Source organism: Haladaptatus ordinarius (genome assembly GCF_054177595.1).
On record NZ_JBPEHH010000025.1, the window covers coordinates 36,224 to 58,168 of the forward strand.

The 21,945-nt window shown below is 63.3% G+C and carries 25 protein-coding genes and 1 tRNA gene; 13 read left to right on the forward strand and 13 right to left on the reverse strand.

Annotated features, from left to right (window positions below; all coding sequences use genetic code 11):
• Nucleotides 1-157: 157 nt before the first annotated feature.
• The 8 genes from ACR3FF_RS11175 (at nt 158) to ACR3FF_RS11210 (ending at nt 4,567) form a co-directional block, all read left to right on the forward strand.
• The gene (locus ACR3FF_RS11175) at nt 158-436 is read left to right on the forward strand and encodes a DUF8028 family protein (protein ID WP_458188090.1); all 279 of its coding nucleotides are present in this window, start codon (nt 158-160) and stop codon (nt 434-436) included.
• Nucleotides 437-485: 49 nt separating this feature from the next.
• Nucleotides 486-1,451, forward strand: a complete 966-nt coding sequence (locus ACR3FF_RS11180; protein WP_458188091.1) for an aldo/keto reductase — start codon at nt 486-488, stop codon at nt 1,449-1,451.
• A gap of 62 nt (nt 1,452-1,513) precedes the next feature.
• Nucleotides 1,514-1,897, forward strand: a complete 384-nt coding sequence (locus ACR3FF_RS11185) for a DUF7971 family protein (RefSeq protein WP_458188092.1) — start codon at nt 1,514-1,516, stop codon at nt 1,895-1,897.
• A complete protein-coding gene (locus ACR3FF_RS11190) occupies nt 1,894-2,346 on the forward strand; it encodes a hypothetical protein (RefSeq protein ID WP_458188093.1) in 453 nt (150 codons plus the stop codon). The genes ACR3FF_RS11185 and ACR3FF_RS11190 overlap by 4 nt, the downstream gene beginning before the upstream one ends.
• Nucleotides 2,347-2,441: 95 nt before the next feature.
• The gene (locus ACR3FF_RS11195) at nt 2,442-2,711 is read left to right on the forward strand and encodes a ubiquitin-like small modifier protein 1 (protein ID WP_458188094.1); all 270 of its coding nucleotides are present in this window, start codon (nt 2,442-2,444) and stop codon (nt 2,709-2,711) included.
• Entirely contained in the window at nt 2,712-2,966 is a 255-nt protein-coding gene (locus ACR3FF_RS11200) for a MoaD-like domain-containing protein (protein WP_458188095.1), read from the forward strand.
• 23 nt (nt 2,967-2,989) lie between these two features.
• The gene (locus ACR3FF_RS11205; protein WP_458188096.1) at nt 2,990-3,358 is read left to right on the forward strand and encodes a DUF8048 family protein; all 369 of its coding nucleotides are present in this window, start codon (nt 2,990-2,992) and stop codon (nt 3,356-3,358) included.
• Between the two features lie 87 nt (nt 3,359-3,445).
• Complete coding sequence (locus tag ACR3FF_RS11210; protein ID WP_458188097.1) at nt 3,446-4,567, forward strand: M48 family metallopeptidase; 1,122 nt, start codon at nt 3,446-3,448, stop codon at nt 4,565-4,567.
• On the opposite strand, the gene ACR3FF_RS11215 is transcribed toward ACR3FF_RS11210, so the two are convergent.
• Together ACR3FF_RS11215 and ACR3FF_RS11220 are read right to left on the reverse strand one after the other, a co-directional pair.
• Nucleotides 4,527-5,741, reverse strand: coding sequence for a trans-sulfuration enzyme family protein (locus ACR3FF_RS11215; RefSeq protein WP_458188098.1), 1,215 nt, complete (start codon nt 5,739-5,741; stop codon nt 4,527-4,529). The two genes, ACR3FF_RS11210 and ACR3FF_RS11215, sit on opposite strands and share 41 nt — an antisense overlap.
• Nucleotides 5,742-6,062: 321 nt before the next feature.
• Nucleotides 6,063-7,994: an aldehyde ferredoxin oxidoreductase family protein gene (locus ACR3FF_RS11220; RefSeq protein WP_458188099.1), complete on the reverse strand. Its 1,932-nt coding sequence runs from the start codon at nt 7,992-7,994 to the stop codon at nt 6,063-6,065.
• 201 nt (nt 7,995-8,195) lie between these two features.
• Here ACR3FF_RS11220 and ACR3FF_RS11225 point away from each other — a divergent pair, with 201 nt between their 5' ends.
• The 3 genes from ACR3FF_RS11225 (at nt 8,196) to ACR3FF_RS11235 (ending at nt 9,911) form a co-directional block, all read left to right on the forward strand.
• The gene (locus ACR3FF_RS11225) at nt 8,196-8,591 is read left to right on the forward strand and encodes a VanZ family protein (RefSeq protein WP_458188101.1); all 396 of its coding nucleotides are present in this window, start codon (nt 8,196-8,198) and stop codon (nt 8,589-8,591) included.
• Nucleotides 8,592-8,607: 16 nt separating this feature from the next.
• Nucleotides 8,608-9,678: an archaeosine biosynthesis radical SAM protein RaSEA gene (locus tag ACR3FF_RS11230; RefSeq protein ID WP_458188102.1), complete on the forward strand. Its 1,071-nt coding sequence runs from the start codon at nt 8,608-8,610 to the stop codon at nt 9,676-9,678.
• A 110-nt stretch (nt 9,679-9,788) separates the two neighbouring features.
• Nucleotides 9,789-9,911: a hypothetical protein gene (locus ACR3FF_RS11235; RefSeq protein ID WP_458188103.1), complete on the forward strand. Its 123-nt coding sequence runs from the start codon at nt 9,789-9,791 to the stop codon at nt 9,909-9,911.
• Between the two features lie 177 nt (nt 9,912-10,088).
• Here the strand turns inward: ACR3FF_RS11235 and ACR3FF_RS11240 are convergent, their stop codons facing one another.
• Both ACR3FF_RS11240 and arcS read right to left on the reverse strand, forming a co-directional pair.
• Entirely contained in the window at nt 10,089-10,925 is an 837-nt protein-coding gene (locus ACR3FF_RS11240) for a GNAT family N-acetyltransferase (RefSeq protein ID WP_458188104.1), read from the reverse strand.
• 83 nt (nt 10,926-11,008) lie between these two features.
• Nucleotides 11,009-12,760, reverse strand: coding sequence for an archaeosine synthase subunit alpha (gene arcS, locus ACR3FF_RS11245; RefSeq protein ID WP_458188106.1), 1,752 nt, complete (start codon nt 12,758-12,760; stop codon nt 11,009-11,011).
• Between the two features lie 339 nt (nt 12,761-13,099).
• Here arcS and ACR3FF_RS11250 point away from each other — a divergent pair, with 339 nt between their 5' ends.
• Nucleotides 13,100-13,249: a hypothetical protein gene (locus ACR3FF_RS11250; RefSeq protein ID WP_458188107.1), complete on the forward strand. Its 150-nt coding sequence runs from the start codon at nt 13,100-13,102 to the stop codon at nt 13,247-13,249.
• A gap of 127 nt (nt 13,250-13,376) precedes the next feature.
• Here the strand turns inward: ACR3FF_RS11250 and tgtA are convergent, their stop codons facing one another.
• Both tgtA and ACR3FF_RS11260 read right to left on the reverse strand, forming a co-directional pair.
• Nucleotides 13,377-14,852, reverse strand: coding sequence for a tRNA guanosine(15) transglycosylase TgtA (gene tgtA, locus ACR3FF_RS11255; RefSeq protein WP_458188109.1), 1,476 nt, complete (start codon nt 14,850-14,852; stop codon nt 13,377-13,379).
• 38 nt (nt 14,853-14,890) lie between these two features.
• Nucleotides 14,891-15,451, reverse strand: a complete 561-nt coding sequence (locus ACR3FF_RS11260; RefSeq protein ID WP_458188110.1) for an NUDIX hydrolase — start codon at nt 15,449-15,451, stop codon at nt 14,891-14,893.
• A 169-nt stretch (nt 15,452-15,620) separates the two neighbouring features.
• Between ACR3FF_RS11260 and ACR3FF_RS11265 the strand changes: the two genes are divergently transcribed.
• Nucleotides 15,621-17,483: a hypothetical protein gene (locus ACR3FF_RS11265; protein WP_458188111.1), complete on the forward strand. Its 1,863-nt coding sequence runs from the start codon at nt 15,621-15,623 to the stop codon at nt 17,481-17,483.
• A gap of 68 nt (nt 17,484-17,551) precedes the next feature.
• On the opposite strand, the gene ACR3FF_RS11270 is transcribed toward ACR3FF_RS11265, so the two are convergent.
• The 7 genes from ACR3FF_RS11270 to ACR3FF_RS11300 all read right to left on the reverse strand — a co-directional run bounded on the left by ACR3FF_RS11270 (nt 17,552) and on the right by ACR3FF_RS11300 (nt 21,667).
• The gene (locus ACR3FF_RS11270; protein WP_458188112.1) at nt 17,552-18,274 is read right to left on the reverse strand and encodes a profilin-fold protein; all 723 of its coding nucleotides are present in this window, start codon (nt 18,272-18,274) and stop codon (nt 17,552-17,554) included.
• 112 nt (nt 18,275-18,386) lie between these two features.
• Nucleotides 18,387-18,650 (reverse strand): CPBP family glutamic-type intramembrane protease, encoded by a 264-nt coding sequence (locus ACR3FF_RS11275; protein ID WP_458188113.1) that lies wholly within the window; start codon nt 18,648-18,650, stop codon nt 18,387-18,389.
• Nucleotides 18,620-19,153: a CPBP family glutamic-type intramembrane protease gene (locus tag ACR3FF_RS11280; protein ID WP_458188114.1), complete on the reverse strand. Its 534-nt coding sequence runs from the start codon at nt 19,151-19,153 to the stop codon at nt 18,620-18,622. Before ACR3FF_RS11280 ends, ACR3FF_RS11275 begins: the two co-directional genes overlap by 31 nt.
• A 20-nt stretch (nt 19,154-19,173) precedes the next feature.
• Nucleotides 19,174-19,353: a hypothetical protein gene (locus ACR3FF_RS11285; protein WP_458188115.1), complete on the reverse strand. Its 180-nt coding sequence runs from the start codon at nt 19,351-19,353 to the stop codon at nt 19,174-19,176.
• A gap of 270 nt (nt 19,354-19,623) precedes the next feature.
• A tRNA-Pro gene (locus ACR3FF_RS11290) sits at nt 19,624-19,696 on the reverse strand.
• Nucleotides 19,697-19,747: 51 nt separating this feature from the next.
• Complete coding sequence (gene trmY, locus ACR3FF_RS11295; protein ID WP_458188116.1) at nt 19,748-20,344, reverse strand: tRNA (pseudouridine(54)-N(1))-methyltransferase TrmY; 597 nt, start codon at nt 20,342-20,344, stop codon at nt 19,748-19,750.
• A 159-nt stretch (nt 20,345-20,503) separates the two neighbouring features.
• Entirely contained in the window at nt 20,504-21,667 is a 1,164-nt protein-coding gene (locus ACR3FF_RS11300) for an SLC13 family permease (RefSeq protein ID WP_458188117.1), read from the reverse strand.
• Nucleotides 21,668-21,945 lie beyond the last annotated feature (278 nt).

Here is a 21,945-nt window from a genome sequence, read left to right on the forward strand (position 1 = left end):
TGAAACCCGCTCAAAAACTATTTTGAACCGTATCGGACGCTCCCCAGCGTCGAGGGCTGCACTTCCGTTACCGAATAAACGATGTGAACTCGACCCAACGCTCGGTCCGTTATAAGATCGGTCCTGTCTATCGTTCGACCGGGCACGGTGTGCTACTATGTCGGGAACGACCACCTACGAGAACGGCAGTGATTCCATCGCAAACCGAATCGCCGCCGGTCGCCAGAAACTCACAGCACTGCACGCAAGCTACAACGAGCATTCGCTCACGACGCCGATCCAGTTCGTCAGTTTCTGGTCGGCTGTCGCACTCCCATTTCTCTACGTTCCGCTCTTCCTGAACGGCCTCGCTGGCACCGAACTGACGGCCTTCCTCGTCCTGTTGGTGTGTAACGTCGTCGCCTTGTTCGCAGGCCACTCATACGGCCAAGAGTAATCCCCCGTCTTCAGTCGATTTAACCGTTCTCTCCCGAAATCGTCGAGACATGGGACTCGAAACCGTGTCGCTGGGGCGTACCGGCACCAAGGTGAGTGAAATCGCGTTCGGAACGTGGCGCTTCGGCCGCGAGAACGACGACGGAGCGGTGGAAATCGGCGAGAAGCGTGCCCACGAACTGCTAGACGCCTACGCCGACGCTGGTGGGAACTTCGTCGACACCGCCGACATGTACGGAAGCGGTGAGAGCGAACGATACATCGGCAACTGGCTCGCAGACCGCGACCGCGAGGATTTCGTCGTCGCCTCGAAGATATACTGGCCGACCCGGGAAGGCGACCCGAACGGACGCGGCCTCTCGCGCAAACACCTGCGCAGGCAGATGAACCGCATCCTCGACCGACTTGGCACGGATTACGTAGACCTCCTCTACATTCACCGCTGGGACGACGATACCCCCGCCGAGGAGTTCGTGCGCACCCTCGACAGGTTCGTCCGCGACGGGAAGGTGAACTACCTCGGCACGTCGACGCTCGAACCGAACGCGTGGAAGGTCGTGAAAGCGAACGAGATGGGGTACGAGTCGTTCAAGCTTGCTCAACCACGCTACAATCTCGTCAACAGGGAAATCGAACCGAACTACCTGCCGATGTGCCAGGACTACGACATCGGCCTCGTCCCGTGGTCGCCGCTCGCTGGCGGATTCCTGACCGGCAAATACTCGCGTGACGAAGCACCGCCGGAGGGTTCGCGCGGCGCGACCGACCAGCAGTTCCGCGACTCCTATCTCACTGACGAGAACTTCGACGTGCTGGAGGAAGTCGAGACGGTCGCACAGACCGTCGGTGCCTCCCCCGCGCAAGTGAGTCTGGCGTGGTTGCTCGAACACGACGCCGTCACCGCCCCTATCGTCGGCGCACGGACGGTCGAACAGCTAGAAGAGAACCTGGCTGCGACCGAGGTGTCGCTCAACGACGACCAGTTCGAGCGACTCACGGGCGCGAAGTCGGCCTGAAGACACCAGCGTCTCGTCTCCCGAGCCAAGCGTTTTTGACCGATACCGAACAACCTCAGACCATGGACGAGATCTCACTCGCCGTTCCGGAACCGATAGTCGAGTCGCTCCCAGAAGATGGCGATACCGCGGCCCGCGACATGCACGAAGCCGTCGCTGGGTGGGAAGCACGATTCAATCGCCTCGTCGAAGAGACCGACACCGACGACGAAGTAGCAAGCGCGGTCGTCGACGTGGTAGAGCGCTTCGAGACGCGCTGGGAACAGTACGACGACTTCGTCGCCGAACTGCGCGCGTGGGGACAATCACCCATCTACGCGATGGCGTGGCGCGACCTCCACGCGTCGCTCATCCAGCAGTTGTACGACCACGACGACCTCTCTTCCCACATCGACCGCGAGCGAAACGCACGCATCGTCAACGACGGCATCCGCTTCGGGAAATGACCGACGACGACCCACCACTTTCGCGCGTTCGGCGGGCGAAAAGTCACCAGTCGGCCACGCGACGCGTCGATGGCGGTGCGGTCGCGGTCGGCATGGTCGTCGCGCTCGGCGCACACCTCGTTCCGGCTAGCCTCTCGCTTCTCGATTCGTCCGGACTCCTCGTCCGTACGACTGCTCTCGCCAGCACGGGGGCACTCCCGGTGGGGTGTTACGTCACCGGTCGCTACGCGGGGGGAGACCGGGCTCGCGGGGGATTACACGGCGTGCTGACGGCGGCGGCGTCGCTCGCCCTCCTCGGTTTCGGTTCGGTCGTGCTCACCGGTTCCGACCGGGCGCTCGCCGAGTTCGGGCGCGTCCTCGGTGTCGGCGGGGAGACGACGCTACTCGCGGGCAGTGTCGTCTGTCTCCTGTTCGCCGGAATCGCCGCCGGCGCGTTCGGCGCGGACTGACTCTCGTGGGAAGGCGGGACACTCGAACGAGAGTACTCCACGAAGTGCTGGCCGGAGACTGTGTGTTTATTACTCGCGGCGTGCCTTCTTCGACCATGGAACTGACGCTCCGGTTTTTCGCCAACTTCCGCGAAGCCGTCGGCCAGAAGACGCTCGAACGGGAGTACCCGGACGACACGACGGTCGGAGAGGTACTCGAATCGCTGACCGAGGAATACGGTCTCGACCTGTTCGAAGACGGTGAGATGCGACCCCAGATATCCATCATGCGAAACGGAAAAGACGTCGTCCACATCGACGGTCGGGAGACGTCGCTTTCGGACGGCGACAGACTGAGCATCTTCCCGCCCGTCGCAGGAGGATAGATGCGGCGCGAGAAATCGTTTCGCGGCATCAGCGAGCGACTCGCGAGGAGATACCTCGAGAACCTCGGTGGGGAACTGGAAGACGACGGGGACGTCGTGGGTGACGACTGGACAGCCTCGCTCTCCTCGGAGAAGGTGAACATCGGCCCGACGGTCGAGTTGACGGAGGTGACGGTCGTGTTCGAAGGGAGCGAGGAGACGCTGGATTCGCTGGTCGAGGACTTCTCACAGAAAGCGATGCGGGCGGGAGGGTAGTCGAAGATGCCATCGAGAGACAGATGACGACCGACGAACCGACCCACCCCATCGAGGGCCAAATCGTCATGCTGGCGGGGACGAAAGCCAGCATCCCGCTTGAATGGCTCTCCGAACTCCTCGAAGCGACGCAGGCCGACCTCGGACCGCGACTGGCCGACTACCGACAGCGGTACGAGTGCGTCCACGAGTCGCCGGAGCGAAGCGTCTTCCTCGTGGAACAGAACCACTGGAAGACGGAAGGAAGGCGGCTCGGATTCGGACGACGCGAGTGGGATGGGGTGCGGCGGGCCCACGTCGAACAGTTCCAGCGAATCGGACGGCGCGAAAGGAGAGAAGAGGAGTTCGAGACGGCACTCGAGATTCGGACAGCGGTGCTGATTGCCCACTGAGAGAAGCGGGCGTGGATTCCTCCCGATCTCGGAGATTTGACGACGGTCACCCGGTAGATTGAATCGGTGCGAGTGAGACGGTTCGGCGTGTTCGCAATCGCACTCGCGGCGACCGCTCACGCTGGACTCGCGCTCGCCAGCTACGGTATCGTCAGAGCGGTCGCGGCGTACGTCACACGACGTGACGAGTCTCCCGAGCACACCGCGAAACGACTCCGAACGCTCCGTCACGTCGGCTATCTGCTCGGGGGAGCCGCCGCCGTGTTCGTCTCGCACGCGGTGGGTGTCACGGCGGCGGTCGCACGTGCTCTCGCGGCTACCGTGCCGGGAATCGCCGGAACGGGATACGGAACGGTGGTCGTCGCGAGCCTCGTCGTCGTCGGTCCCGTGTTCGTCGTCGGACTCGCCGTTCGGCTGGCGACGGTTCCGTACTGGCGACAGGTCCGCCCGTGGGACGTGACACATCGAGGAGCGATACGGTGGTTCGTCGCCCACCTCCCCGTCATCCCACTGGTGGTGGCGTGTGGGACGTTTCTCGTCTGGGCTGCACCCGCCGGGTGGGGTCGCGTGCTCGCAACGCTCGTCGTCGCACTCACCGGAAGTGCGGTGATGCCGTTCTTACTCGGCTACGTCCTCCGCGCCCGCCGACCATCGCAGCGCGAACGTGAACTGCTCGAACCGGTCTCAGGGGACGTGTCGGTCATGGTGGTGCCCGACGAGACGCGGATGGGTGCGGCGTTCGCCGCTGGAATCGTCCCCGGCACGCGCACCATCTTCCTCGCCGAATCGCTGTTCGACGTGTTGGAGAGAGACGAACTGCGAGCGGTCCTCGCACATGAACTCGCACACCACCGTCGAAACCACGTCCTCCTCCGCGTCGTACTCCCGGTCTGTCTCCTCCTGCCGTGGATCGCTGCCATCGAGTTCGGTGTGCGGCACGCGCTCGTCGGCGGGGCGGTCCTCTCGCTGCCCGCTGCGCTCTTTCTCTTCCGCGCGATTCGCTGGACGGAGTACGACGCCGACGACTGGGCGGCCGAACGAAAGGCGGGTGACGCCCTGGCGAGCGCGTTAGAACGACTCGCGGCACTTCGATTCGTCGTGATGGGAGTCGGGCGACTTGCGACGCCTTTCGCCGCCCATCCGCCGATAGAAAAACGAATCGCGCGGCTCAGTCCAGCGCCGCGAACGCCGAGTCGAGGTCGGCGATGAGGTCGCGCGGATGCTCCACGCCGACCGACACCCGGAGGAGCGAATCGGAGATTCCGATCTCCTCGCGCTCTTCGGGCGTCAGTGGCGAGTGGGTCATGCTGGCAGGATGTTCGATGAGCGATTCGACGCCGCCGAGGCTGACGGCGAGGGTAATCTCGTCGAGTTCGGCGACGAAACGTTCCACGTCTTCGAGTTCTCCGTCGATTTCGAACGAGACGACACCACCGCCGCCGTCCATCTGTCGCTGGGCGAGTTCGTACTGCGGGTGGGATTCGAGGCCGGGGTAGTAGACCGACGCGACCGACTCGTGTTCGTCCAGATACGCCGCGATTTCGGCGGCGTTCGTCTCGTGCTGGCGCATCCGCAGTGGAAGTGTCTTCAGTCCCCGGAGGGTGAGGAAGGCGTCGAAGGGTGCGAGCATGTTGCCCATACCGACCTGCTGGAGGAAGCCGATTTCACCGGCCAGTTCGTCGTCGCTGGTGACCGTGACACCGCCGATGGAGTCGCTGTGACCGTTCAGGTACTTCGTCGTGCTGTGGACGACCACGTCCGCACCGAGTTCGAGCGGGCGCTGGAAGTAAGGCGACATGAACGTGTTGTCTACGCCGAGGGTCGCGTCGACGGACTCCGCGATGGAAGCGATCGCTTCGATGTCACAGAGCCGGAGGAGTGGGTTCGTCGGCGTCTCCATCCAGATGAGAGCGGTGTCGTCGCGCACCGCGTCCGAGACGGCGTCGGTGTCACGGGCGTCGACGAAATCGACGGTCACGTCGAGTCGGTCGCGGAACAGTTCCTTGAGCATCGTCTTCGTCCCGCCGTAGAGGTCGTCGAACGCCACGACGTGGTCGCCGGGTGAGACAGACGCCGTGATGGTTGCGACGATGGCCGAGGTGCCGGACACGAAGGCCATACCGTAGTCGCCGCCTTCGAGGGCCGCCAGCCGCTTTTCCAGCGCGTGCCGGGTCGGGTTGGAGAGACGTGAGTAGAGATACTGGTTCTCGTCGGGGTCTAAATCTTCGAGGGAGATGTCGGGGTCGATACCGCCGACTTCGTACGTCGAGGAGAGGTGAATCGGCATCGTCACGTCGCCTGCTCGTTCGTCGTGCGACGGTTGTTCCGCGTGGGTCACCGCCATCGTTTCGAATTTCGGGGGGTCGCCAGACCTGTCTGTCATACCACCGTCCAGTTCGGCGACGATAAGTAGAACCTTTCGATGCGATAGGTGTTGCCATGCACTGAGAGAATGGCGCTCGTCAACAAATTATCGCCGAACATCCACGAGTAAATTTCCAAACCATATAAATATAAAAATATCAATGTGAGGAGAGTATTGTGCAGTTTTGAACTCGCGCGACAATCGTGTTCGGGTGGGCGTTCGTCGATGGGACACGGTCGGTGACTCCGACGCGCGTGAGGACGTCGTCGGCCGATCCGAAACCGTTCGGAAACTCACGTGGTCGAAGCGGCCGAAGAAAAGCCGTCGAAATCGACCGACTCAGTCGTCGCCGGAGGCCGCCGCACCGCCGCGACTGACGCCGGTTCCGGGGCCGACGTCGATGCCGAGTTCCTCCAGTTTTTCGTCCGGCACGACGCCGTCTTCCCAGCCACGGACGTCGTAGTACTCCGCTTTCAGTTCGTCCAGTTCGGCGAGTTCGCCCTCGGAACCACCCTTGCCCGGGACGGCGTCGGGGTGACCCTTCACGAACCGGGCCGGGAGGTCGTCGTCGTCGCCGTCGAAGCCGACGAGGTTGTTGTAGTAGCGTTCCATGTTGTAGATGCGCTCACCCGTCTCTAACAACTCGTCTTCGGTCACGTCGAGGCCAGTGATGCCGTTGTACTGCAAGACGTACTCTTCGATGCCTTCCGCGAAGGCGTTGAACTTGCAGATGTCGAACGAGTCGCTGATGGCGTGCATGTCCTGGAAGGTCGCACAGAGTTCGCCTTTGCCTTCCCACTCGGTCGGGTCGACTTTCTCCGGAATGCCGAGAATCTCGGCGGAAGGCGTGTAGCCGCGCAGGTGGCAGGCACCGCGGTTGCTGGTCGCGTAGCCGATAGCCATCCCTTTCATGCTCCGTGGGTCGTAGGCCGCCATCGTCTGGCCTTTCACGTCGAGTGCCATCTCGGGGTCGCCGAGTTCGGCGGCAGCACCCGCCGCACCCTTGGCGAGTAGTTCTGCGAGTTCGTCGTCGCGGTGGGCCACGCGGTCTATCATATCGACCATCGTGTCCACGTCGCCCCAGTCCAGCCCTTCGTCCAGTCGGCCTTCTTCGGTGGCTTCCATCGCCATCGCCATCGTGTTGCCCATCTCGATGGTGTCGATAGCCATGTCGTTACAGCGGTCTATCATCAGCGCGACCTTATCGCGGTCGTCGTTCATGGAGTTCGGGCCGAGCGCCCACGCCGATTCGTACTCGTAGGACTCCATCCGAACGTTCATGTCCTCGCCCTTGTGGTGGACCTGCACCTCGACTTCCTTCTTACAGGCGACCGGACAGGAGTGACAGGTCGGTTCGTCGACGAGGATGTTCTCGCGGACGTTCTCGCCCGAGACCCGTTCGGCGTCGATGTTCGGTTCGCGCGTGTCCGACTCGGCTTCGCTGTGCGTGCTGGTGTATTTCCCGTTCCGGGTCGGCAGGCCGTCCATCTCCTCGGTGACGTTCATCAGGACGTTCGTCCCGAACATCGACAGACCGCCCTCGTTCGGGGCGGTCACGTCGGATTCCTGAATCGCCTGCATGGCCTGCTGGTGACCCTTCTTGAACGTCTCGGGGTCGGCAGGTTTGGGCATCTTCGTGTTCGATTTGATGACGATGGCCTTGAGGTTCTTCGACCCCATCACGGCACCCGTGCCGCCGCGACCGCTCGCGCGGTCGTCCTCGTTGATGATGCAGGCAAATCGAACCTGGTTCTCACCGCCGGGGCCGATAGCCATGGCTGAGAGGTTCTTGCCGAACTCGCCTTCCACCTCGTCTTCGAGGTCGTCCAGGGTGTCGTGGACGCCCCAGCCCCAGAGGTGACTCGCGTCCCGAAGTTCGACCTCGCCGTCCTCGATGACGGCGAAGACGGGGTCTTCTGCTTTCCCTTCGAACAGCAAGCCGTCGAATCCGGCCCACTTCAATCGCGCACCGCTCCACCCGCCGTGGTGCGAGTCCGTGACGGTGTTCGTCAGCGGCGATTTCGTACAGACTGCGATTCGGCCGCTCATCACCGTCTGCGTTCCCGTGAGCGGGCCGTTCATGAACGCCAGGAGGTTGTCCGGGCCGAGCGGGTCGACGTCCGGTCCCTGGTCGAACACGTACTTTACTCCCAGTCCGCGCGCTCCAATGTACTTTTTCGCGTCGTCGTCGTCGATGCTCTCGTAGTTCACCGTTTCGTCGGAGAGGTCGACGCGGGCCACGTGGTCGTGAAAACCGCCTAAATCGGTCATGGTAATGTCCAGTGTTTATATTGGACTGCTATCGTGTTAGGCGTTGCCAGTGTAATGTAACCGAAAACGGTTACATCTTCGAGACCGGCTCGAAACGAGAAGCGCGATTCGGTCGGCGGCCAAGCGGTTCTCGACCGTGCTCCGATAGCGGCATGGCCGTGGACGACGACTTTTTCAGTGCACTCACCATTCGAACCGAACGTGTATCGAGTTCCGTCACGCGTTCGCTGGGTCGCCGTCTTCCTCGTCGCGAGCGTTATCTGCTACTTCTCGGTGGTCACTTCGCCCGCAGGCGGTGTCGGGTCGACCGGGCCACTCAGCCTCGTCGGGATGGACAAGTGGTATCACGCGATCGGCTACGGCGTGTTCGGAACGGTGCTCGCGTACGCCCTGGAGGGGAGACGCCGGGCGCTCGTGCTCGCGGTCGTGGGTGCGACCGGGTACGGCGTGGTGATGGAACTCGTACAGTTGCCGATGGCCCTCCGAGACGCCTCGGTCGGGGACGTCGTGGCCGACGCGGTGGGGACGGCGCTCGCAGTGATGGTGTGGTGGTTCGTCCGTCGCGCTCTGCGAGACGAAGCCGATTTACGCGCGTAGCCGCTTTCCCTCGATAATGAGCAAGCCGAGTCCCGAGGGGTACGAACAGGGCAAGGGCATGGACGCCCACAACGCCGTGATGCGCGATATTCGCGCTCGAAAGGAAAAACACTACGACCCACACGAGCCGACGCGGGTGTGGCTGGACGAGGACAACACGCCGGACGGAATCTACCAGAGTCTCACCATCATCCTCAACACGGGGGGCTGTCGCTGGGCGCGCGCCGGTGGCTGTACGATGTGCGGCTACGTCGCCGAATCCGTGGAGGGCGGGAGCGTCACCCACGAGGCGCTGATGGACCAGATCGACGTGTGTCTCGAACACGAACGCGAGGAGAGCGACGAGAAAAGCGGTCTCATCAAAATCTACACCTCGGGGTCGTTTCTGGACGAGCGTGAAGTCGGCGCGGAGACCCGACGGGCCATCGCGGAGACGTTCTCCGACCGCGACCGAATCGTGGTCGAGAGCCTGCCCGACTTCGTGGAGCGAGAGAAGTTAGAGGACTTTACGAGCGTCGGGTTGGAGACCGACGTGGCAATCGGACTGGAGACGGCGAACGACCGCGTGCGTCACGACTGCGTGAACAAGTACTTCCACTTCGAGCAGTTCGTCGAGGCGAGCGAACACGCCGAGTCGGTCGGGGCAGGCGTCAAAGCCTACCTGCTGATGAAACCACCGTTCCTCTCGGAGAGCGAGGCGATACGGGACATGAAAGAATCGGTCCGCAGATGTGCCGAGTACGCCCACACCGTCTCCATGAACCCGACCAACGTCCAGCGGTACACGATGGTCGACGAACTCTACTTCCGCGACGGCTACCGCCCGCCGTGGCTCTGGAGCGTCTGTGAGGTGCTCCGGGACACCGCCGACGCGCCCGCCATCGTCGTCTCCGACCCCGTTGGCCACGGGAGCGACCGCGGGCCGCACAACTGCGGCAAGTGCGACGACCTCGCACAGAAGGCCATCAAGGACTTCGACCTGCGACAGGACCCATCCGTCTTCGACGAAGTGACCTGCGAGTGCGAACGGACCTGGGAAGCGGTGGTCGAACGCGAGACGAGTTACAACCTCCCGCTGGCGCGGTAAGTGGACGATGAAAAGGGGAGTAGGGAAAGCCTACTCCCGCTACGGCGCGGATAACAAAGTGGTCGCCAATCGACCAACCAGGCAGGGTGAACGGACGACAGTCCCGGTCGATGGCAAACTCAGAGGGCGACTACGAAACGATATTCTGTACGAACGGCTGGGTAGAGATTCGGAACCCAGAGCAGTTAGAACAGTGGATAGCCACTGATTCACCGACCGAGGTACAGCGATGACGGTCGCCGGACCGATCGTCCTCTGGCCGCTTCTCGTTCTGTTCGTGTGGGGGATTCTCGTGGGCACGGTATGGACGCTTCTCGCCGCACACGGTCGGCGAGACGGGGAGTGAACACGCCGTCAACGAGACATTTCGAGGGCGAGAGACTCGGCGAATCCGTCCCCACCGTGCTCCGTCACAGTTTCCGGGCCATCATCACTTCGTCCACGAACTCTTCGCCGACGAGATAGTGGTCTGCTCGGACCGCTTCGGTCCCCCAACCGTGTTCTTTCAGCAGGTCGATAGCCGTCTCGTTCGTCGCCGGAACGCTCTGGTAAACTTTCTGATAGCCCGTCTCGTCCGCCCACTCCATCGCCCGCTCCAGCAGTCGGCCACCGATTCTGTGTTCGCGGTAGGGCTCTCGAACGCCGACTGTCAGTTCGGCGATGTGCCGTAGTTTGTCGAGTTCCGGTGCGTCCAGGTGGACCCACCCGACGACCTCGCCGTCCTCGCCTTCGGCACCGGCAGAATCGTTGCTCTCGTCGCGTTCGTCGCTCAGGGTCGCCACGTAGAACATCCGGGACCGGCGGTCGTTGTGGCGCAACAGCGCACCCTCGTCGTCGATGTCGGCCGCGACTCGCTCTGCCGAAATCGACGCGCCCTCGTCCGCGACCTCCCGAATCACGGTCTCGATGCCCTCCCAATCGGACTGGCGGGCGGGACGGATTCGATAGGAGAGGTCGCTTTGCTCGTGCTCTTCGACCCCTTCGTCCAGGACGAGGTGGAGGGTCTCGTCGCGCTCCACGAGGTGTCCGGCGTCCACCATCGTCGAGACGTGTTCGCGGAACTCCTCCGGCGGGATGCGAGTCTTCGGCTCCGTCGTTCCCGAACGCGCCGGCTTCGAGCCTGTCGGGGCGTCGATTCGTACTGCGTCACGGACTTCCTCGACGGTGGCGGCACCTCGCTTTTCGACCTGCTGGTAGATGCGTCGGTGAACGGTGTCCTCGAACTCGATGTCGGCAGGTGCTCCCATAATCGAGTGTACCGACGCGGAGACTGATAGTAGTTTTCGCTTCTCCGAGACCCCTCACGGTCGATGCGCCGTCGGCTCTATTCTTACTTCTCTTCGACGTGTCGGACCTCCACCGCGATACCGCGCGTCGATTCGGCCATCTCCGCCCCCGCCATCTCCGCACGGCCGATGGCGAACGCCTTCGGACCTTCGACGACCACTTCGTCGCCGACGCGGATGTCGCCGTCCGCGTCCACGACGCCCGGCGCGAGGACGCTTCCGTGAGGTGCGAACGCGTCGATTTCGACCCGCTTTTCGGGCACGTTGCTTTCGGCCCACGCCTTCGCTCCCGCGAGCGTGAACGAGAGGACGCCGTACTGTGGCACCATCGCCGCGAGTTGTTCGCCCTCGTCGTCGTGAACCCGGAGTTTGGGGTAGCGACTCTGGATGGTGATGTCCGAGAAGAGGTCCTCGCCCGCACCATCGCCGAACTGGTAATCCGCGATGGCTCGAACGGTGTTGTGCTGGCGCTCGCGCTTGCCGTATTTCAACTCGCCCGAGAGTTCGCTGGCGAGGTTGGCGAGCGATCCGGTGCTCGTCGGGTGGCCTTCGACGGTGTACTTGAACTCCAGGTCGAGTGCGTCTTCGACTCGTTCGCACACTTCGCGATACCCCTCGTCGGGGACGTGTGCGATTATCTTCGGATACTCGTTTCGCTCCAGATAGCGCCGCAGCACCTCCGCGACGAACTGCGTTTCGTCCTCGCTCCACCGCCCGGTCACCACCGAGTCATAGTGCTGGGCCGGGTAGGTTAGTTCAAGTTCCTGGGGGACGACGCCGATAGGACTCGTCATCGACACCTTGTGGGCCTTGAACTGGATGGCGTCGTGGTACTGGCCGTGGCTCTGTGACTCGCTGTATGGTTTCTTCGCCGAGCACGGCACGAGCACCAGCGGGTTCTGGAACCGGTTCCGGTAGCGCGTCGTCACGCGGTCGGCGAACCGCTGAATCTCGACCCGGCGCAACGAGTCTTCGGTCGCCGCGCTGAGTTCGGCGTTCCGGATGACGGGCGTCCGGCGTTCGAGGTAGTCCCACTGCTGGTCGAACTCCCGGAACGCGGCGGTGAGCCACTGGTCGTGGCGGGCCTGCCCTTCGACGTAATCACGGAGTCGCCCGTTCCGGATGCGCTGGCGAACCACCCCCAGTTCGGCCCGGAGCGCGGCGACGTTGTGCTCAACGCAGTGCTCGCGGGTGAACGCCGCCACCGGGCGCTGGCAGGCCGGGCAGGAACAGGGAAGTTCGCGCAACTCGTCCAGATAGTACTCTCCCTCCGTCGTCAGGTACTTGCCCTGGGTTCCCTTCACCACGGCCCGGTCCGTGTCGACGAGGTCGACCCCGGCATAGACCAGCGTGGCGACGTTCCGTGGCGTGGCGACCCCCGAGAGCAAGAGCGCGCTGTCGGACGGAATCGCCTCTCGCGTCTCGACAATGGCCTCTCTGAAACCCGCACCGTGGCCGACGAATCCGCGCGCTCCCGAGAGCACGTAGGCGTCGGTGTCGAAATTCGCCGCCGTCTCCGGTGCGATTACGGCCGCGCTCGGAAACTCGACGTCCGGGTAGTCCACCGCGAACGACTCCATCACTTCCTCGTCGGTGCCACTCGGAAACGCACGGTGGGGCAGGACGGTCAGTTTCGACTCGTCGCCCTCCGGCAGGTCTCGCTCCTGGAACCAGAGGCTCCCCGCGTCGTCCAGCACGTCGTCGACCAGTCCGGGCGTCGGCACGGACTCGGTGAGGCGGAGTTCCCCGATGCGGGCCGCCCCGTCCCTGTCGTGAACCTCGAAATAGTCGGTCATACCCGACTCTCGGGCGAGCGGCTTGAACTATCTTGCGTAACTGCGTGAGTTGTGCTCGGTTGGGCTTCGTCACGGGAGTTACGGAGAGAGGTCGATTTTGATATTGGGTTATCGCTGACGCTAGGTCTCAGTCATGCCAACGACGATGAAACCGACGAGACGCTAGCTGATGCTTGAACAAAGCCACGCCCTCGTTCAATCGGTCACTCGTGGCTCCCCCACTCGTTCCCTCTTTCACTCGCCCGTTGCCACCAGGCCGCCGGAGGCCGGGCGGGCTGCCCGCCCGGCCAAACCTAATTCGACCAGCCGCTTTCGGCGGTCGTTCGGCTAACGATAGCGGTGACAGGACGACCAGCCGTCACACTGTGGCAAGCGACACGAACGAGTCGGGCCGCGAGCGGCCCGACTCAGCTTTCGCGGCCTGGTGGCAACGGGCGAACGAGGGAGCGAGAGCAGACGCTTCGCGTCTGCGCGGGAGCGACCGAGTGAGGGCGTGAATAAGCTCTAGCATCTACGTTCGACTCGTTAGCACAATCAATTTCACTGTGAGAATCATCAGAATCTCTTTCACTGCAAGCAAAGAGCCTAACTCTACTCGAACGACGTCGAATACGGATCACCCCTGGTCGCTCAAGTCCACAACGCGGGCCGACTCGGGAACCAGCGCCAGCGCCGATGCGGGCCAGTCGTGGTGTGCCAGCGTGAACTCACACTCCGGGTTCAGTTCGACCAGTCGCGCCACCCCTCGGGCCGCCGACTCGTACCCGGCGCTGTCCATGCGCTCGGGAATCTCGGCGGTCAGGGGGTAGGTCTCGGAGAGCGCACGCGGGAACGGGCCGAAGGGTGGGACGACGTTCCACGACTCGTCGTAGTTCGTGCTCGGGTTGCCCTCCGTCAGGAGGACGCGTCCCTCGGGATTCAACCGCGACAGTCGTTCGTGATGACGGATGACTTCGGGCCGGTCGGCGCTCTCGCCCGAGAGGTAGAAGAAGGCCCCTTTCGAGGCGGGGTCGGCGCGTTCGAGCTGGTCGGCGTGCGACCCGAGTGCGCGATAGCCGTCGAGCATCGCGGGGTGGGCGCGGGCCCGATTCTCCACCAGTTCGAAGAGGTTGCCCGAGCGAATCGCCTGCTTGACGGTGCGAATCTCCTCGAACGTGACGTGGAGGTTGTGTTCGGCCAGCAGTTCCTCGCGCTCTCTGTCCTCGAACGTTCGCAGTTCGTCCGGCGTGTAGTTCGCGCAGATGGGACACGAACAGGGGAAATACTCCAGGTCGTCCAACTGCTCGGTGCCGCGGACCGTCAGATAGCGGTCGTCGCGGGCGTAGAGCGCGTAGGCCGCCGAGTCGAACAGGTCACAGCCCATGGCGACCGCCAGCGCGAACATCATCGGGTGGCCCGCGCCGAACAGGTGGACCGGCGCGTCCGCACCGAGTCCGCGCTTCGCGGCGGCGACCACGTCGACCATGTCGCCGTACCGGTACTCGTTCATCAGCGGGACGACCGCGCCGACGGGGAACACGTCGAGGGACGTGTCGTAGGCGTGCCGCCCGGCCCGCTCGCGGAGGTCGGTGTACGTCGAGCCCTGCACCGGCGCGTTGACGAGCATGTCGCCGACGTCGACGGTTTCCGCGAGTTCGAGGCGTTCCTGCGTCGTTTCGAGTTCGGATTCGGCCTGCTCGCGGTCGACGTCGGGCGGCGTCGGGATGTCCACCGGCGTTCCGATGTCGGAGCCGATGTCGTGTTGGAACTGCAGAATCTCCTCGGTCGTCACGCTGATTTCGCCGTATTCGGCGAGCTGGAACGACCCGGAGTCGGTCATAATTGCCCCGTCGAAATCGAGGAGGTCGTGCAAGCCGACGTCGAGCACTTCCTCGCGGAAGTCCTCGCTCTTGTAGAGGATGTAGGAGTTCGTGATGAGAATCTCCGCGCCGAACTCGAATTCGAGCCGGGACGGTTCGACGGTCACCACGTGGGGGTTGACGACCGGCAAGAGTGCCGGCGTCTCGACCGTCACGCCAGCCCGCGGGACGGTGAGTTCCCCGATGCGACCCCCACCGTCCTGTGCGCGGATTTCGAAGCTGTCTCGTTCCATTACCGCCGGATAGCCACGGTGGCGGTGTAAGAATTGCGCTACTCGTTCGACCCGAACGTCTCGTAGTAGAGCACGCCGAGCGCGGTTCGCCCGTCGAACACCCCGTCCGCCGCAATCTCCTCGCGCAGGACGTCCAGCGTGGTCGTCTCCGGGCGGATGCTCTCGTTGTGGTCGAGTTCCTGTTCGCCCGTCGGCGTGCAGTCGTGAGCCACGAAGTAGTGGAGGACGGAGTCCGCGATGCCGTTCGCCGGTTCGACGGTGGTGAGATGCCCCACCGAATCCGCTTCGTACCCCGTCTCCTCGGTGAGTTCGCGGTGGGCCGCCGCCTCGAGGTCGTCGTCCTCGGGTTCGACGCCGCCGACCGGCAGCCCTCGCGAGACGCGCGAGACCGCCTGTCGCCACTCTTCGATGATTACCACGTCGCCGTCCTCGGTGAAGGGGAGGACGACTACGCTCTCGGGTTCCGAGAGGTAGTCGAAGTCGGTCTCCGTTCCGTCGGGCAGGCGAACGTCCTCGTTTCGCACGTCGAAGCCGGGGCAGGTGTACGCCACGCCCGAATCGAGGGTCTCCCACGCGAGCGGGTGGTCTTCGTCGGTCATGCCCAAGTCTTCTCGGCGACGAAAAATAGACGCACCGGTCTTCCAACGACGGGATAAGCGAAGCCTACACGACTGGCGATGCCTAGAAAGCCGACGTTTCCTGTAGCTTCGTTGAAAAACGGTTCTCGTGATTTATCGTAACGACCGTTGAATCCACCGCAATCCACCTATGCAATTGAATCGCGTCAGCCGTCGTGGGATGCTCGCGACGACGGCGGGTCTGGTCGGCGTAGGAGGAATCGGCACCGACGGAAAATCCGAGACGAACCACATCGTCGTCGTCGGCGGGAGTCCGGACACCGTCGTCGAGTACGAACTCACGGTGAGCGGACGCCTGCGAAAGAGCGGGCGGAGCAGGGGCGCACCCATCGCCGACCGGCACGTCACCACGGACGGCGAGGACAGGATTTCGGGCGACGGTACCCATGCGAGTGGGGCAATCGCCGGGGGTGGCGACGCCTATCGGTACACCGGTCGTATCGTCCGGTTTCGAATCTCGCCCAACGGTCGCGGCGAGGCCAAGGTGTATCGCAACGGCCAGCGAATCCGACCGACCGAACTCGGCGACAATCCGGCCGCGGATACGCCCATCAAGTTCGTGAACTGCGATACTGCACGGGTGACCGGGAACTTCCAGAGCGTCCGGATGCACACGAGTTTCTGGGACGAGTCCGGCCTCGGAACGAACGTCCTGTTCGACGGGGCCGTCGAGGGAACGACCACCCTCAACCCGGTCGCCGCACACGATTCGTTCCCCTTCGCCATCGACACGGTGAGCGTCGACACTCGGGAACTGCAGACGCCGGGACAGCCCGCGAAGTTCACGGCGGACAATCCCTACGCTGGTCCGTGGTGCGAGGAGCGGGGCTTGCCGAACCACGTCGTCGTCGTCGGCGGGAGTCCCCAGAACGTCGTTCACTACCAGTTCGCTGTGAGTGGGAAGGTGCGAAAGAGCGGGGAGAACGGTGGCGCACCGATCGCCAATCGACACGTTACCATCGACGACGAGGATACTATCTCCGGCAGGCGCGTCCGCGGTGCGGTCGCGGGGGGTGGCGACGCCTACCGGTTCTCTGGAGAACTCACGCAGTTTCGGATGAACGGCGACGCGACCGTCTACCTGAACGGAAAACAGAAAAATATGAACGGTACCGAAGGAGGGAAGGACGACGAATCGGACGATGGAAAGAAACCGGCACAGCGAATCGAGTACCTCGACTGCGACCGAGCACGCGTGACGGGTGAGTTCGAGCGGGTCGCAATCAGCACGACATGGTACGCATCGGACGGGGTAGCGACCTCGTACAACGAGATTGGCCCGGTCGACGGACGGACGCGAATCGACGAGTCGAACGTAGGCGACGTCGGGGGCGTCGCTGGGTTCGTAATCACGAGCGTCGCGGCCTTCGAATCGGGAGCCACAGAGCCGACGATGTCGAAGCGAAATCCGGAGACGGAAGCCTGTATCGGCCGGGTTCGTCCGGCGAAGGTGACGGCGTCCGCAGATGACTGTACTGCGAGCGGCGGCGGCGAGGTGACCTTCGTCTACGAGAATTCGAACGACGAACCGCTACTGGTCCAGAGTGAACTCGTCGGAGCGAGTTCTAGCACACCCCCCGACAGGCTGAGTCCGGGACGACACTCGTTCACTGTACGCTGGAGTCCCGAGGACCCGGACGAACGACTTCGCTGGCGACTCGACATGCGCCCGTTCGGCTACGAGAAGCAGATTATTGCGAGCAGTCCGACTGCCGCTGAGTGTGGCCTGACAGGCACACCGACCCAGCAGACGGACGAACAATCGGCGACGGAGGAAGCGACGAAGGAAACGCCGGCAGACGAGACGACGGAGGAAACGAAGCGGTCGGAGCCGACGACTGACCCTCCCGAGTCGACCACTGAATCGGCGACGGAGAAATCCGAACCGACGACCGAGACGGCTCCGGAAACCGCAGAACCCACTGCCGAACCGAAGACGGACGCGGAGGAGGGCGACGCGAGTGGAACGACCGGTGGGAACGAGTCGGGATGAGCCGGCAACGACCGTAAATCGACGTCCTTCGATGGACCACACGAACGCCTCCGTATCGCCGAACTCGCTCAGAGTGTGACCTGCGAGAGGTCGGCTTCCAGGTCGTCTACGTGTTCGTTGAACGCCTCGACGAACCTCCTGAACTCCGGTGTGAGTTCGCGGATGTCGGGTGCCGACGGCGGTTCGTACTGCGAGACGAGATACGTTCCGCCCTGTCCGCCGACGCGGAGGTACGAGGCTCGCCCCTCCTCCCACTTCAACTCCCATCGCTTGCCGCCGACGCGCGTCGTGAACGTTCCGTAATCGACGCCGTCGTAGCGGTGTAGCTCCCCGGCGATTGCGTCGGCGACCTCACGAATCCGCCCGACCACGCGGGCACGTTCGGCGACGACGGTGTCGGTCGGGTCGACTGCGGGAAACTCGGTGGACACGTCGTCCAGTACGCCCTCTTTCGACTCGACGTGCTCGTTGTACGCCGAGACGAACGCCTCGTAGTCCGCCATCGCGTCGGCGAGGTCCTCCGGGTCCGGCGGTTGCTTGGAGGAGACGACGTACGTCTCGCGACCCGTCTTTCCCTCGAATCTGAGATACTGAAGGTCGCCGGCCTCGTACTTCAGCGTCCACTCCCCGGCGAGCGTGTCGAACGTCGCCTGGCCGTAATCCCCACCCTGCAAGAGTGCGAGTTCGCGTGCAATCTGCCCGGCGTGCTCTGTGACCGCCGCGACGACCTCGTCGCGCTCTGTGGCGGCGTCGTCTGTGTCGGAGACGTCGAGTTCGATTCCCTCGGTCATTACGTGGCCGGTATGGACGTAGCGGGGATAACGGTGGTGACTCGGGCCTGCAGGCCACCTCCTCGAGGGCGAGTGAGCGACCACCACCCCGGCAGGGACGATAGTCGTCTGCCTACGTCGACGAAACGTCCGACGCGGCGGAGGGTCCGAACGATTCTGGCTTCCAGAGCAGCCAGCCTCCCAAGACCACGAGTGGGATGGAAACGACGAGGCCGGTCGGAAACGGACCGAGCAGGAGGTTCGGTTCGTTCGTAGCGAAGAGCACTCCGAAGTCAGCGATGGCGTTGAACGCTCCGTGACCGAGCGCTGCAGGCCAGACGCTCCCCGAGCGCAAGGTCACCCACGCTAACACGCTTCCGAGGAAGATGCCACCCACACCATCGCCAGCATTCCTGCCCACGGTGCCTCCGGATGGGTGAGCCCGTAATTGTCGCCCATGGCGATGATGGGCCAGTGCCAGATACCCCAGACGACGCCAGTGAGGACGATTGCCCGACGTTGGCCGAGTACGAGGAGATGCTGGAGAAGGAAGCCACGCCAGCCGAACTCTTCCCCGAAGGCGACGAACGTATTGATCGCCGGTCCTATCGTGAGCGCGGCGAAAAGTTGCACCGCTGCTATCGTCATTGGGTTGCCGGCAGGTACTCCCGTATCACCCATCGCCGCTCGAATGCCCTCCATCGTCGGGTCGAAATGCCGGGGGAACAGCAAGTAATAGAGTACGACGCCCGTCAGCGTCGCGACCGCGGGAAACAGCCAGACGACTACGTACCAGCGAACCTGCTTTCGAAGGTGTGGACGGAGCCACGCCGCATCGAGGGAGAACTCAGCAGACGTGAACGTACGGACGGCGAGATGCCCAATCGCCGGTCCGAACATGTACACCACCAGGAGGAGCGTCAGCCTCGACGCTCCGACGGTACTCTCTCCTGTCCCACCCAGGCCTCCGGTGATGTTCCTGTCCCACCCAGGCCTCCGGTGATGTAGACGTAGCCGCCGACGAGCCACGAGAATCCGAACGCCACGAGGAGGAACAGACCAATTCGACGTGATTCGAGGGTATCCGGTACTGGAGCCATGCCTGCATAGCGGCACGGAAAGAACATATGAATACGGTGTCATCAGGTAGCACCCATCGGTACGAAGTCGCTATGTATCTGTACTCACCCAATTGCTGTCGCTCGGTGTTCGTCGAATGTGGGAAAGTAGTGGGCCGGCGCAGATTCGAACTCGCCGAGACGTGCTCACTTCGTTGCGCGTGCCTCGTCTGCTCGAATCTGCTTGGCGTCCATTTGCCACGCGACGCGGACTCCTCGCTCCGCTCGTCGTCGTAGCGTCGCGGGCAGAAATGGGCCGGCGCAGATTCGAACTGCGGTTACGGCCACCCGAAGGCCGAAGGATACCAAGCTACCCCACCGGCCCGCAAATCGAACAATGGCGACACCTGCCTTTAACGGTTCCGGAATGAGGGCATCAGTAGACGGTGTAGCCCTGCGTATCGAGGTAGTTGTGCGCCACCGTCATCGCGTGGTCGCCGTGCAAGCGTTCCGGTCCTAACCGCATTCGCTCGTCCGCCACGTCGGCCAGCAGTTCGGCCTCGCTGTCGGTGAAATTGCCGTGGTCCGAGAGGACGAAGAGCGGATTTTCGGGTGGTTCGAGGTCGACCACAGGGGTACCGTCTTCGTGCAGTTCGACAACGGTGGCGTCCCTGCTGGTGTCGGTCAGAATCGTTTCGAACTCCCGCTTGGAGACGTAGATACCGGGCGTACTCTCGGCTTCCATGTGGCCGATGGCCTCCGATTTGGATTCGAGTGCCGTCTGGATGCGTGCCGCCGTGCTTCGCTCGTCGGGGTTGAGTCGACGGAGTTCGCTCCCTTCGAACCGGATGGTCAGTTCGTCCTGCAAGACGAGAAAGAGGCGCACGTCGCTGCGGAAATCGTGCGAGAGAAAGAACGCGCTGTTGACACACCGGCAGAGGGCGTCAAGTCGGCCCGCCCCGCCCGCGAGGTCGTCTAGAGAAAAGTCGGGCGTCGTCGGGGCGTCGTGGCCGAGGACGATGAACTGTCGCATGGTCGAATCCTCGGAACCACGGCGTAAGTCGCTTGCTGAATCGAGATGTGGAGAGGTGTCAGACGAGTCCGTGCCGACGAAGCAGTTCACGGACCACCGTCGTCCAGCGAACCTGCGTCTCCAGCGGCGTCTCTCGTCTCGTGTCTCGTCGCCGTCCGATCAGATCCCCCAGAAGGCCCAGATGCCGACCGTCGTGACGCCAGCCAGCAAAACCTGCAAGGGACCGCCCACGCGGAGGTAGTCGGTGAACCGATACCCACCGGGGCCGTAGACCATGAGATTGGTCTGATAGCCGACCGGGGTGAGAAACGACGTACTCGCCGCGAACGTCACGGCGAGGACGAACGCGAAGGCGTTCGCGTCGATTTGCGTGGCCGTGTCGACCGCGATGGGAATCATCAACACGACGCTGGCGTTGTTGCTGACGAAGTTCGTCAACACCGCTGTCAGGAGGTAAAAGAGCACGACCACGACGACCGGGGGGAAGAGACCGGCGTTCGCGACGATGTGATTCGCGACGAACTCGGTCCCGCCCGCGTTCTCCATGGCGATACCGAGGGGAATCATCCCCGCCAGCAGGTAGATGACGTTCCACTCCACTGCGGCGTACGCTTCGGACGGATCGAGAACGCCGGTCGCGACCATGGCGACGACGCCAGCTAGCGCGGAGATGGAGATGGGAAGGAGGCCGAGTGCGGCGGTGACGACGACGCCACCGACGATGGCGAGCGCCACGCCGATGCGGTTCTCGCGGTAGGTCAGCGTGTCGGTCGGCTTCGGCTCGACCATCCCCTCGTTCACCTCCTCGTTGACGACGAGGTCACCCGAAATCCGGAGCCGTTCAACCGTTTCGGCGGTCGTGTGCAACAGGAGTTTGTCGCCCGTTTCGAGCGCCACGTCCGGTAACCCCGAGTGTATCGGTGTCTCGACACCCTCACGGAGGACGGCGAGAACGCTCGCCGAGTACTGCTCCCGAAATCGAACGTCGCGGATGCACTGTTCGTCGAACGACGAGTTCTTCGGCACCGTTGCCTCGACCAGCGTCCCGATGCTGGGGGGCATTCGCATGCCGAGGTCTTCGATTCGAACCCACGGCAAGAGCCAGAGGGAGTTCGCCGAGGCGAACTCCCGCACGGTCTGCCGGTCGGCTTGCACCATCAGCACGTCACCTGCGCCGAGTTTGCAGTCGGGGCCGGGGGGGACGACGCGACCAGTATCGGACGTGACCTCGATTACGGATAGATCGAGGTCAGAGTCGGCGAAGACGCCGCCGATCGTCCGTCCGACGAGTGGGGAATCCTCCCGAACGTAGAGCCGACCCAACCGAATTCGGAGGTCGTACTGGCTGACGAGGTCGACCAGCGGTCCGATTCGCTCTGGAAGTAAACGCTGACCGGTGACATCCTCCCCGCCGTAAACGGCGGGGCTTCCCGTACCGCGTTGGGATATTTACGGTTCGCAGATGCTCGCTGGTTCAACGAACGTCCCCTGTCCACGACTCGGGTCGTGTTCTCCACGACGGAACAGGTTGACTACTGGACGTGCCACACGCCCGCTACTCCTATCCACAGAGGGATTCAGAGTTACCTTTTGTGCTTGGT